This window comes from Janthinobacterium sp. GW823-FHT03B06 (assembly GCF_058796955.1).
In genome coordinates, this window is the sequence record NZ_JBXAJE010000001.1 from 976,725 (window position 1) to 988,753 (window position 12,029).

The 12,029-nt window shown below is 66.6% G+C and carries 8 protein-coding genes; all 8 read right to left on the reverse strand.

What is annotated here, in order from left to right; all coding sequences use genetic code 11:
* Nucleotides 1-5: 5 nt before the first annotated feature.
* Nucleotides 6-1,403 (reverse strand): TolC family protein, encoded by a 1,398-nt coding sequence (locus AC1RBA_RS04510; RefSeq protein ID WP_492416853.1) that lies wholly within the window; start codon nucleotides 1,401-1,403, stop codon nucleotides 6-8.
* Nucleotides 1,393-2,736 (reverse strand): HlyD family type I secretion periplasmic adaptor subunit, encoded by a 1,344-nt coding sequence (locus AC1RBA_RS04515; RefSeq protein ID WP_070310796.1) that lies wholly within the window; start codon nucleotides 2,734-2,736, stop codon nucleotides 1,393-1,395. Before AC1RBA_RS04515 ends, AC1RBA_RS04510 begins: the two co-directional genes overlap by 11 nt.
* A complete protein-coding gene (locus AC1RBA_RS04520; protein ID WP_492416855.1) occupies nucleotides 2,733-4,931 on the reverse strand; it encodes a type I secretion system permease/ATPase in 2,199 nt (732 codons plus the stop codon). Before AC1RBA_RS04520 ends, AC1RBA_RS04515 begins: the two co-directional genes overlap by 4 nt.
* Nucleotides 4,932-5,033: 102 nt before the next feature.
* Entirely contained in the window at nucleotides 5,034-8,078 is a 3,045-nt protein-coding gene (locus AC1RBA_RS04525) for a calcium-binding protein (RefSeq protein WP_492416857.1), read from the reverse strand.
* 301 nt (nucleotides 8,079-8,379) lie between these two features.
* A complete protein-coding gene (locus AC1RBA_RS04530) occupies nucleotides 8,380-8,940 on the reverse strand; it encodes a DUF6000 family protein (RefSeq protein ID WP_492416859.1) in 561 nt (186 codons plus the stop codon).
* A gap of 36 nt (nucleotides 8,941-8,976) precedes the next feature.
* Nucleotides 8,977-9,513 carry a CPBP family intramembrane metalloprotease gene (locus tag AC1RBA_RS04535; protein WP_070288294.1) on the reverse strand — a complete coding sequence of 179 codons (537 nt, stop codon included), beginning with the start codon at nucleotides 9,511-9,513 and terminating at the stop codon, nucleotides 8,977-8,979.
* A 94-nt stretch (nucleotides 9,514-9,607) separates the two neighbouring features.
* Nucleotides 9,608-11,188 (reverse strand): methyl-accepting chemotaxis protein, encoded by a 1,581-nt coding sequence (locus tag AC1RBA_RS04540; RefSeq protein WP_070288293.1) that lies wholly within the window; start codon nucleotides 11,186-11,188, stop codon nucleotides 9,608-9,610.
* Nucleotides 11,189-11,480: 292 nt separating this feature from the next.
* On the reverse strand, nucleotides 11,481-11,915 hold the full coding sequence (locus tag AC1RBA_RS04545) for a hotdog fold thioesterase (RefSeq protein WP_070288290.1): 435 nt from the start codon (nucleotides 11,913-11,915) through the stop codon (nucleotides 11,481-11,483).
* Nucleotides 11,916-12,029 lie beyond the last annotated feature (114 nt).

The following is a 12,029-nucleotide window of genomic DNA, read 5'->3' on the forward strand; positions in this document are numbered from 1 at the left end:
AGTCATTATTGCGCCGCCGGGGCGCGCAATTTGCCTCCCCCTTGCGCGACGTCGTCGCGCGCCAGCATGCCGGCGCTGGCCAGCAGCCGCAGCCGGGCCGATCGCCATTCCGCCTGGCAACGGATGCGCTCCTGCTGCGCCTCGAGCAGCGCCGACTGCGTGTTCAGCATTTCCAGGATATCGGCCGCGCCCAGGCCGAACCTGCGCCGCACGCTGGCCAGCGCATCCTGCGCCGCATCCAGCCACGCTTGCGCAGCGGCCAGGTTGGCCAGCGCCATGCTGGCTTCCGCATGCGTTTTCACCAGTTCCATCAGGGTCTGCTGCTGCACTTCCTCAGCCTCGGCTTCCCTTTGCCCCGCCTGCGCCTGCGCGCCGCGCACCTTGTAGTGGCGCGCAAAGCCGTCGAACAGGGGTATGTTGAGCGAGATGCCCACCAGCGTTTCGCGCGTGGAAGCCGGCGACAAGCCCTGGTTGGGCCGGCCGTTCTGGTAGAGATTGGCCGTCAGGTCGATGCTGGGGCGGCCCTCCGAGCGGGCAATCTCCACCCGTTCGCGCGCCGCCGCCAGCTGCGCCTGCGCCGCCAGGATGGCCGGATGGCGCGCCTGGGCTAGCGCCAGCCAGGCGTGCAGCTCATCTTGCAAACCCTCGCACAGGCCCGCCGCCGCGCCGTCCGCGTCGTCGTCCAGGGTCACGCCCGCATCGGCCGGCAAGCCCAGGGTGTAAATGAGCACCGCGCGCGCCTTGTGGAACTCGCCGTCGGCGCGGCTGGCGCCCAGGGCCGCCTTGGCCAGGGCGCTGGCCGCCTGCAGGGTGTCGCTGTGCGAGCCGAGACCCCGCTGCGCGCGGCGCTGCGTGGCCTGCACCGTTTCATTGGCCAGCGCCTGGTATTCCTGCCGCATGCGCACGCTGGCGCGCGCCGTCTGCGCCTCGAAATACGCGCTGACCGTCGCCGCCAGGGTCTTTTGCAGCACGGCGTCGCGGTTGGCCAGGGCCGCGTCCAGCATGGCTTGCGCGGAACGCTGGCCCGCCGCGCGCCCGCCGAAGTCGAACAGCCGCCAGGAAAAGCTCAGCGAGCCCGTATTGCTGGCCAGGCTGCCGGAAGGCGTGCCGGCGCCCGGATAGGCCGTGCGGTCGTGCACCCGGCTCAAGCCCCCATTCAGGGTGGGCAGGTAGGCGGCCCTGGCCTCGCCCACGCCGGCCGCCTGCAGCCGGATGCCGGCCCAGGCGCCGTGCACCTGCGCGTTGCGGCACAGGGCCAGGTCGACGGCCGCCGGCAGGGTCAACGGCACATCGCCCTCGTACGTGGACGGGCATGGCGCGGCGTCCAGCATCTGCGCCCGGACTGGCGCGGCGGCCAGGAACAAACCGGCGGCGAAGAAAATGGCGGCGTGCCTAGCGTTCATGCAGCGCCTCCTTCTGGTGCCGCACCAGCGGCGAGAGCACGTATTCGACCACCCTGCGCGTGCCCGTGCGGATTTCCGCCCGCACGGCCATGCCGGCCGACAGCGGCACCAATCTGCCGTCGATGACGATGGACGGCTGGCGCAAGGTGATCCTGACGGCGTAGACGGGCCCCTTTTTTTCATCCTCGATGGCGTCGCGCGAGACGCTGCTGACGACGGCGGGCACGGTGCCATACTTGGTGTAGTCGAAGGCGTCGATCTTGACGGCCACCGCCTGCCCTGCCTGCACGAAGCCCACGTCGCGGTTTTCCAGCATGGCGTCGATTTCCAGCCTGCCCTGGCGCGGCACGATCTGCATCAGCGCCTGCGCGGCCGGCACCACGCCGCCCACCGTATGCACCTTCAGTTGCTGCACCGTGCCGTCGACGGGGGCCGTCAGGCGCAGCAGGCTGCCGCGGGCGCCCGCGCGGCGCGCATCCTGGCCGCTGGCCGCCGCCACTCGCGCCCCTTCCGCCAGCGCGTCGTACGCATCTTTCCGCGTTTGCGCCACCAGGGCCGCCCGTTCGCTGCGGGCCGACGCCAGCTGGCCGGCCAGGTCGATGCGCGCCTGTTCCTTCTCCAGCCACGCGTGTTCGGCCACGTCGCGCGTGGCCAGCAGCGCCCGGTAATCGCCGGCCCGCTGCGCCGCCAGCGGCAGCGCCTGCGCGTAGCGGGCGATTTCGCCGTCGAGGTGCGCCAGCCGGGCGCGAAAACTCGCGTACTGGCCATCCACGTGCGCCTGCGCGGCGGCGCGCTCGAGGGCCGGGATCGCGTCCGGCGCCGCCAGCTTCGGCATCGTCAGGGTGTCGACGGCGGCGATCAGCGCGCGCGCGCGGGCCACCTGCAGCGCGGCCGCCACGGCGTCGCCGGCCGCCTTGTCGCGCTCGGCGTCCGGTCCCCGGCTGTCGAGTTCCACCAGCAGCTGGCCCGCCTGCACGGCCTGTCCCTCGCGCACGTGCAGGGCGCGCACGGCCGCCACGTCGACGGAGGCGATGGTCTTGGTGTTACCGGATGGAATGATCTTGCCCGCCGCATGGACGATGATGTCGACCTTGCCAAAAACGGCCCACAGCACCACGCAGCCGACCAGCAGCATCAGCACCCTGGCAGTCAGGCGCAGCGACGGCGACACGGGCCGCTCCTGCAGCGCCAGCGCGGCCGGCAAAAAGGCCGCCTCGTCTTCGCTGAGCACGGGGCCGCCCAACGCGGCGCGGTTGCGCCAGCTGTGCCGCAGCACCTGGCAATAGCGTTTGAACAGCTCGCCATACGCGGCGAGACGGTGGCCGGCGCTCATGTTGCGTCCCCTGTTGCGCTCCCGTGCGTACCCTGCTGCAGGCTGTACAAATGGGCATAGATGCCGCCCGGCCGTTTCAGCAGCGCGTCGTGGCTGCCCAGTTCCGCCACCTGCCCCCGCTCCATGACGACGATGCGGTTCGCTTCGCGCACGGCCGACAGGCGGTGGGCGATGATCAGCACGGTGCGTCCCGCGCAAATGCCGCGCATATTGTCCTGGATGATCTTTTCCGACTCGTAGTCGAGCGCGCTCGTCGCCTCGTCGAAAATCAGGATGCGCGGGTCGCCGATCAGGGCACGGGCGATGGCGATGCGCTGGCGCTGGCCTCCCGACAAGCCCGTGCCGTGCTCGCCCACCATGGTGTCGTAGCCTTCCGGCAGCTCGCAGATAAAATCGTGGGCGCCCGCCAGTTTCGCCACGGCGATGACCGCCTCGATGGGCAGCGCCGGGTCGCTCAGGGCGATGTTGTCGCGCACGGAGCGGTTGAACAGGATGTTTTCCTGCAGCACCACGCCGATCTGGCGCCGCAGCGACGCCGTGTCGATGACGGCGATGTCCTGCCCGTCGATCAGCACCTTGCCCCGCTCGGGGATGTACAGGCGCTGCGCCAGCCGCGTCAGCGTGCTCTTGCCCGAGCCGGAGCGCCCGACGATGCCGATCACCTCGCCGGGCGCGATGGCGATCGACACCTCGCGCAGCACCTCGGCCGCGTCGGGGCGGTAGCGGAAACCCACCTGCTGGAAGTCGATGGCGCCGGCGATGCGCGGCAGGCGCGCCTTCTGGTTGCCCGCGTTTTGGTTGCCCGCTTCCGTGCGGGCGTTGAGGATGTCGCCGAGCCGGCTCATGGAGATGCCCACTTGCTGGAAATCGTTCCACAGCTGCGCCAGGCGCAGGATGGGCGAAGCCACCTGCCCCGCCAGCATGTTGAAGGCCACCAGCTCGCCCACCGTCATCCTGCCGTCGATGACGAGGGTGGCGCCCCACCACATGATGGCCGCCGTCACCAGTTTACTCACCAGGGTGACGCCGCCGCTGGCCAGCATGCCGATGTTGTTCGCCGACAGGCCCGCCGAGACATAGCCGGCCAGCTGCTTTTCCCACTGCTGCTGCCAGCGCGGTTCCACGGCCATGGCCTTGACCGTGTCGACACCGCTGATGGTTTCAACCAGAAAAGACTGGTTTTCCGCGCTGCGGTTGAATTTGTCGTTCAAACGCCCCCGCAGCACGGGCGTGAGCAGCATCGACAGGGCCGCGTAGACGGGGATCGACGCAAGCACCACGACGCTGAGCGCGGCGCTGTACCACAGCATGGCGGCGATGAAGATGAAGGAGAACAGCAGGTCGAGCACCAGGGTCATGGCGTTGCCGGTAAGAAAAGAGCGGATGTTTTCCAGTTCATGGATGCGGGCCACGGAATCGCCCACGCGGCGCGCCTGGAAATACGCGATCGGCAGGGCCAGCAGGTGGCGGAACAGGCGTGCGCCCAGTTCCACGTCGATCTTGCTGCTGGTGCGCGCGAATACATAGGTGCGGATGAGGCCCAGCGCCGCTTCGAAGACGATGGCGCAGACCAGGCCGATGGCCACCACGTTCAGGGTCTGCATGGCATGGTTGACCAGCACCTTGTCCATCACCACCTGGAAAAACAGGGGCGTGGCCAGGCCGATCAATTGCAGCACGAAGGAAATGAGCAGCACTTCGCCCAGCAGCCTGCGGTATTTGACGATGGCGGGAATGAACCAGCTGAAGTCGAAACGGGCCGTCTCGCCCGCATAGCTGGCCTTGCTGGTAAAAAAGATCAGTTCGCCCGACCAGATGGCGAGAAAAGCGTCACGGCCGAGGATCTGCGGCGGCTGGCCCGGATGCTGAATCAGCACCTTGCTCACGGCGCCGTCGCTGCTGTCGACCTTGCCGAGGATAAAGAAACGCCCGTCGTGACCGATGGCGATGGCGGGCAGCGGCGCTTGCGCCAGCCGTTCGGGCGCCTGGCGCACCAGCTTGGCCGTCAGGCCCAGCCCTTTCGCGGCCAGCAGGACGGTTTGGCGCGTGAACACGGCCTGGCCGAAAGCGTGCTTGAGCTGGGCGCCGTCGGCGGCGATGCCGTGCAGGCTGGCCATCAGCAGCAGCGACAGCAGGCCCGTGTCGGGCGCGGGTTCGGTGGACGAAGTGGCGTGGCGATATGGAAGTACGGTCATCGGATCATGTCGGAAATCAATGGCGCAGCCGGGCCGGCAGGTGCAAAGCCGGCCCGGCTGCGCGGGGGTGGAACTACGTGCTCAAGCGATCAACGTAAGCGATCATTGCGCTGCCGCCAGCTGGATCTGCGTCGACGGGTTGCCGTGGCCGGACCAGGGCGCCGATGCGGCCGCAGGCACGGCAAAACCGGCCATCGCTTGCACCAGCTGCGCCGGATCGGCTTGCCAGGCAGCGGATCCGCCCTGGCTGGCCGCGCCAAATTGCTGCGCGGCACGCCAGTTCTGCGCCAGCGCCGGCGCCAGGATGGCGGCCGTGCCGGCAGGCAAGGTCAGCTGGCCGGCCGGCGGCGGCGTCAGGCCAGCCATCGCTTGCACGAGGTTTTGCACATTGCTACCCAATAAGACGCGGCCATCGGCCATGCGGAATTCCTCGATGCGCACGGCCGTATCGGCAAACCAGTTATTCACGGTGATCTTGTCCGTGGTGCCGATGGTGCTCACTTCCAGGTTGGCGCCCTCCCGGCGGAACCACAGCTGCTCGGCGCTGACGCCGGCCAGGAAGGACACGACGTCATGGCTGCCCGCCTCCTCCGTCTCAGCGATGATGTCGGCGCCGTCGCCGCGGGCGAAGATATAGGTGTCGTCGCCCGCGAGGCCGGCCAGAGTGTCACCGCCCTTTCCGCCTTGGAAGATATCATTGCCGAAGCCGCCAAAGAGAATGTTCTTGAGCTCATTGCCGATCAGCACATCGTCGAACTTGCTGCCGAACAGCATGCCGAAATTGGACAGCACGTCTACGCCGGGACGCGCGGTCAAGGGACCGCCAACGGGCGCGAAGACGGCCGTCACGCCTGTGCTGGCGCCGCTGTAAGTGACCGAGTTGCCGGCACCGGCGCCATCGAGCACATTGCCGCCGGGGGTATCGACATAAAAGACGTTGTTGTTATAGGCGCTGCCAGTCACCTTCAGGCCGGCAGAGGCGAGGCGCACGTATTCGACATTGTCGGCCACCGTGTAATCGACGCTGGTGTAGACGGTATCGTTGCCGCCGTTGCCCCGCTCGACGATGAAGTCGCCACTGTGGTTGACGTAATACGTGTCGTCGCCGCCCAAGCCTTCGAGCAGGTCGGCGCCGGCCGTGCCGTTGATGACATCGGCGTTCGCCGTGCCGACAAAGTGCTGCCCCGTGGGCTGCGTGGGACCGTTGAAGTGCCAGGCCTGGGCCAGCACGGGCGCCAGGGCAGCGGCCGTGGCGGCCGGCAGGGTCAGCTGGCCCAGCGGCGGCGGCGCCAGGTTCGCCATCGCCTGCACCAGCAGCTGCACGTCGGCGCCGCGCATGACGTGGCCGGCGGCCGTGCGGAATTCCTCGATGTTCGGCGCGGCCCCGTTCCAGCCGCGGATGGTGATCTTGTCCGTCGTGCCGATGGTACTCACTTCCAGATCCGCGCCCACCTGGCGGAACCACAGCTGGTCGATGTTCACGCCGGCCAAAAAGGCGATGCTGTCGTAATTGGCGTCGGCCGAGGGCTCGGCGATGACGTCGGCGCCGTCGCCGCGCGCAAAGACATAGGTATCGTCGCCCAGGCCGCCGGTCAGCACGTCGTCCCCCTTGCCGCCTTGCAAGGTATCGTTGCCGAGGCCGCCGAACAGGGTGTTGGCCAGTTCGTTGCCTGACAGCACGTCGTCATGGGCGCTGCCTGTCACGTTGGAAATATTGACCAGCACATCGCTGCCCGGGCGCGCCGTGGCGTCACCGTTGACGGCGATCATGGCGGCCGTCACGCCAGCCCTGGACGCGGCATAGGTGGCCGAAGTGTTCGCGCCGACGCCGCGCAGCACATTGCCGCCGGCGGCATCGACGTGGAAGACGTTCGCGTTGCCGTTGCCCGTCACCGTCAGGCCGGCGGCGCTGACATGCACCTCTTCGACGTTGGCGGCCAGGGTGTGATTGACGGTGGTGTAGACTGTGTCGCGTCCGCCGCCCGCCTGTTCGACGACAGCGTCGCCGCCATGGTTGACGTAATAGATATCGTCGCCGCCCAGGCCGGCCATCACGTCGGCGCCCGCCGTGCCCTTGATGATGTCCGGGTTCGCCGTGCCGGTGAAAGTGCCGTTGGTCGGCTGGTTCGGCCCTTCCGTGCGCCAGTTCTGCGCCAGCGCTGGTGCCAGCGCGGCGGCGATGCCGGCCGGCAAGGTCAACTGGCCCGCCGGCGGCGGCACCAGGACGGCCATCGCCCGCACCAGGTTTTCCACGTCGCTTCCCAGCAGCACGCGGCCGTTGGCTGTGCGGAATTCATCGATGCGAGGAGGCGAGCCGGCGTTATACCAGCCATTGATGGTGATCCTGTCGGCCGTGCCGATGGTGCTCACTTCAAGGTTCGCGCCCACCTGGCGGAACCACAACTGGTCGGCGCTGACGCCTGCCAGGAAGGAGACGACGTTGCGGCTGCCCGCCTCCACCATCTCGGTGATGTTATCGGCGCCGTCGCCGCGGGCGAAAATGTAGGTATCGTCACCCATCGCGCCGAACAGGCCATCGTCGCCTTTGCCGCCCTGCAAAATGTCATTTCCATAACCGCCGGCAAGGAAATTCCTGAGTTCGTTGCCGGTCAGCACATCATTGAACTTGCTGCCGACGATGCTGGCCACATTCCTCACTACGTCAGCGCCAGGACGCGCCACTAGTGGGCCGTCCGCGGGCACAAAGACAGCCGTCACTCCCGCGCTTGCGCCGCCGTAGTTGACCACGTTGCCCGTGCTGCCGCCATCAATCACGTGCCCGCCAGGGACATCGACGTAAAAGATGTTGTTGGTCGTGGCGCTGCCCGTCACCGTCAGACCTGCGGCGGTCAGGTGGACGTTCTCGACGTTCTCGGCCACCGTGTAGTTGACGCTGGTGTACACGGTATCGGTGCCGCCGTTGGCCAGCTCGACGACCACGTCGCCGCTATGGTTGACGTAATACGTGTCGTCGCCCGCCAGTCCTTCGAGCACGTCCGCGCCCGTGGTGCCGGTGAGTACATCGGCGTTCGCCGTGCCCACGAAACGCTGCGGGGCCGCCAGGCTGTTCAGATAGGCGTCAATGGCGGACACGCCGGCCGCTTCGGAAGATTGCGCGAAGGCGGCGGATTCAAATTTCTTAGTCATATTGCAGTTTCCTGTCGTTAAACTTAAAAAAAATCACGCGTGGATATGCCAGCGCAAGCCGGCATGGAAGACAAAGTCGTGCCGCGTCGAAAGGCAGCTTCGGCATGCACTCTGCAGTGACAGATCAGGCGGGGAAACACTGCCATTTGTCACGCAAATGTCATGAAAGCGGGATGTGGGGAGGGAGTGGCCGTACGGCGTGGGGATTGGACGTCGGAGGCTGGAGCGATGCTAAGTAACTAACCGCCAAGAAATTATTGTGATTTCTGACTTTCAAAACTTCACAAGGATTTCCTGAGGATTACTTAGCGGGCGCCCTCAGAGCTTGCAGGGCGCGCAAGCGGTCCATACTGGCCGCAAACGCCGCGAGCGCATCGTCCAGCGCCAGACCCGGCCGGCTGGCCGCGAAACCGGCCCAGGCTGTCGCGTGGCGCGCCGCCTCATCCCGGCCATGCTGGCCATCGAGCCAGGCGATGGCAGCCATGGCTTGTTCCTGATCAAAGTACAACTGCGGCTGGCGCAGGTAATGTTCGAGATAGCGGTGCAGGTAGTCGCGGCTGGCGGGCGTGTCGAAAACGGCCAGCGCCAGGCAATACGCGCTGCCCGCGTAGCAGACCTCGCTGGCCAGCAGCAGGCCGCCCAACTGATCCGTGAAGGCGCCCTGCCCCGTCAATGCGGCCAGGTAGGCGCCCGCCGCGCGGCTGCGCCAGTCGAATTGCCCCAGCAGGCGGGCGATGAGGGCATCGTCGGCCTGCGCCAGCCGCGCCACGCATGCGCTTGCCTGGGGCTGGTGCAGACCCATGTACAGGGGCCGCACCCAGTCGTCGCGCAGGGCCGCCGTCAGCGCTTCCTGCGGCGGCAACGGCGCGATGCTGCGCAGCAGGTTTCGGCAGGCGTCCTAGGCGTCGAGGCCGTAGAACACCGCGACAAGGATGGCGATGTTGTTGCAGGCGCGGGAAAAGGTCGTTGTCGCGTAGGCCACGGCCACAGTGGGCGCGCGGTAGCGCAGGTAGACAAAGCTGAACATGGCGCCTGAACCGAGCGCGACAATCGCGTGCAGCAAGCCGCCGCTGATGAAATGCACGATGGCCCACAGGATGGCGCCGATAAAAATGCTCAGCTGCCGGGTGGCGCCCAGGCGCTTGAGGATTTCCAGCGGCAGCAACTGGCCGAGAAACGTTTCCAGGATGGGGGAATAAATGACGACCCAGAACACCAGCAGCGGCAGCGACATTTCCCGCTTGAACTTGGACAGGCCCGTGTGCGCGCCCCAGTATTCGGGCGGCAGCAGCCATTTCGTGAGGAACAGGATGGCAAAGCACAGCATGCAGGTGAGCAAGCCCCAGCCGAGACCGGCAAGGGCCAGCTGCAGCACGGGCGGCGCCGGCTTGTCGTCGTCCGGGCTGGATAGATCATGGCTGCTGCGCACTTGCATGAGTAGTCCTGGCGGTGATCCAGCGCTCATTGTAGCGCGGAATACGACTATTGGCGCATGGCTGCCGGCGCGCCGTGCCGCCGTGCCATCGGCGTCAGGCCGCCAGGCGCAAAGGGCCGTTCGCCGGCGGGGCCAATTTAAAAATGCCCACTTCCTGTTCCAGCTGCGCCGCCTGCTGCTGCAATTCGTGCGCGGCGGCGGCCGCCTGCTCGACCAAGGCCGCATTTTGCTGGGTTACGCGGTCCATGTCGACGATGGCGCGGTTGACTTGCTCGATGCCGGCGCCCTGCTCCTGCGTGGCATGGCTGATCTCGGCCATGATGCCCGTCACCCGGCCGATGCCGGCCACCACCTCATGCATGGTGGCACCCGCCTGCTCGACGAGCACCGTGCCCGTGCCCACCTTGCTGACGGAATCGTCGATCAGGGCCTTGATTTCGCGCGCCGCGGCGCTCGAGCGCTGCGCCAGGTTGCGCACTTCCGTTGCCACCACGGCAAAGCCGCGCCCCTGCTCGCCCGCGCGCGCCGCTTCCACGGCCGCGTTCAGGGCCAGGATATTCGTCTGGAAGGCGATGCTGTCGATCACGCCGATGATGTCGACGATCTTGTTCGACGAGGCATTGATGAGACCCATTGTGTGCACCACTTCGGCCACGGCCTTGCCGCCCTGCTCCGACACCTTCGACGCTTCGCGCGCCAGGTGGTTCGCCTGCTGGGCGTTGTCCGCATTCTGGCGCACGGCGGATATCAGTTCTTCCATCGATGACGCCACTTCCTCGAGCGAACCGGCCTGCTGCTCCGTGCGCTGCGACAAATCGCGGTTGCCCGAGGCGATCTCTGTCGAGGCCGTGGCAATGCTTTCCGTACCGTGGCGTACCTTGCCGACGATGGCAGCGAGGTTGTCGCGCATGGTCTTGATGGCGAACAGCAGGCTGCTGTCGTCGCCGTGGCGCGTATGCACGTCGATGGCCAGCTCACCGAGCGCGATGCGTCCGGCAATCGTGGCCGCATACGCAGGTTCGCCGCCCAGCTGGCGCAGCAATCCCCGCGTGATGACGGTAGCGACCGCAATACAAATGAGCACGCTGAGCGCGGCCAGCACGCCGATCCAGCGCAGCGACTGGCCGTAGATGGCGCGCGCGGCCACGCTGGCCTGCTCCGATTCGCGCTGCACGTTTTTCAGGACGGCATCGATGTCGGACACGATCTGGCGCCGCAGGGGGCTGCACTCCTCGACGAGGAAGGTGCCGTACTGCTCCATCTGTCCCGTGGCGCGGAACTGGCGCGGACGCAGCAATTCCTGCGCCATGGTTTTCAGGCCCGTGCTGACTTTCTCGAATTGCGCATCGCCGGCGAACTGCGGCGCCAGCTTCGCCAGCGCTTCCAGGTACAGCGCTTTCTGGGTGTCGAGGATGGCCAGCTCCTTTTCGGCGGCGGCCTGGTCATGGAAGATATACGCGTTGCGGGCCGCCAGGCCCGTCTGGTCGAGCGCTTCGCGCGCCACATACAGAGGGTCCAGTTTCTCCAGCTGTACTTTGTCTTGCGCGTCCATGGCGCCGGAGATGGCGCCGATGCGCAGCAGCGCGAAAGCGGCCAGCACCAGCATGAGCAAGACCAGCAGCCCGAAGCCTGCGCTCAGGCGCGCGCCTATCGTCAAACGATTGAATGACATCATTGTTGTTATTGCCCTGTATAAAGTTGATTGTTGCCGGTTCCGCCAGGCAAGCCCCGCTAGGGCTCGCCAGACACCGGCGATCTGCTCGCCGTCGTGTTGCCTTTCCCGCATGGCGCAGGATGGGTCTCTAACTGGCGTTTTTTGGGCAGTCAGCTTTTAATTTCGGGCAATGTAGTTGCGCGGCTGGAAACCCCGCGCAATACAACAGCACACTGAATTATAAGCGAACAGCGTTATGGATGATTCCACGCGCTCGCTTTTAGTGCCTTGATGCAAGTCAAGAACCGCCGCGTCAGCCTGCGCCCGGAGTGTCGATAACGGCCATGGTGATGCGCGAGATGCAGCACAGTTTGCCGTCGTCGTCGCTGATGCGGATTTCCCAGACCTGGCTGGTGCGGCCCCGGTGGATGGGCGTGGCGCGCCCCGTCACGTGGCCGCCGCGCACGCCGCGCACGTGGTTGGCGTTGATTTCCTGCCCCACGCTGACCTGCTTGCTGCTGTCCAGGCAGGCATTCGCGGCCATGCTGCCCAGGGTTTCGGCCAGCAGGACGGACGCGCCGCCATGCAGCAGCTTGAAAGGCTGCATGGTGCGGTGGTCGACGGGCATGGTCGCCTCGATCCAATCGGGGCCGAAGGCCGAGAATTCGATGCCCAGGTGGCGCATGGCCGTGCCCTCGCTGGCGGCGTTGAGGGCGGCCAGGTCGAGCGGTGCGTGCCAGATTTCCATTGTTACCCCTTCAGTGATGAAATAAAGCCATTGTAGGACAGAGCGCCAGCGCGCGCCGCTTCATCTTTCCTTCACCGTGGCACGGGGTAGCCGGGGCATTAACTGGTTATAATT

Bases quoted from the DNA above. Each gene is read 5' to 3' on its own strand.
- AC1RBA_RS04510 (WP_492416853.1), bottom strand. From the start codon at position 1,403: ATGAACGCTAGGCACGCCGCCATTTTCTTCGCCGCCGGTTTGTTCCTG.
- AC1RBA_RS04515 (WP_070310796.1), bottom strand. From the start codon at position 2,736: ATGAGCGCCGGCCACCGTCTCGCCGCGTATGGCGAGCTGTTCAAACGC.
- AC1RBA_RS04520 (WP_492416855.1), bottom strand. From the start codon at position 4,931: ATGACCGTACTTCCATATCGCCACGCCACTTCGTCCACCGAACCCGCG.
- AC1RBA_RS04525 (WP_492416857.1), bottom strand. From the start codon at position 8,078: ATGACTAAGAAATTTGAATCCGCCGCCTTCGCGCAATCTTCCGAAGCG.
- AC1RBA_RS04535 (WP_070288294.1), bottom strand. From the start codon at position 9,513: ATGCAAGTGCGCAGCAGCCATGATCTATCCAGCCCGGACGACGACAAG.
- AC1RBA_RS04540 (WP_070288293.1), bottom strand. From the start codon at position 11,188: ATGATGTCATTCAATCGTTTGACGATAGGCGCGCGCCTGAGCGCAGGC.
- AC1RBA_RS04545 (WP_070288290.1), bottom strand. From the start codon at position 11,915: ATGGAAATCTGGCACGCACCGCTCGACCTGGCCGCCCTCAACGCCGCC.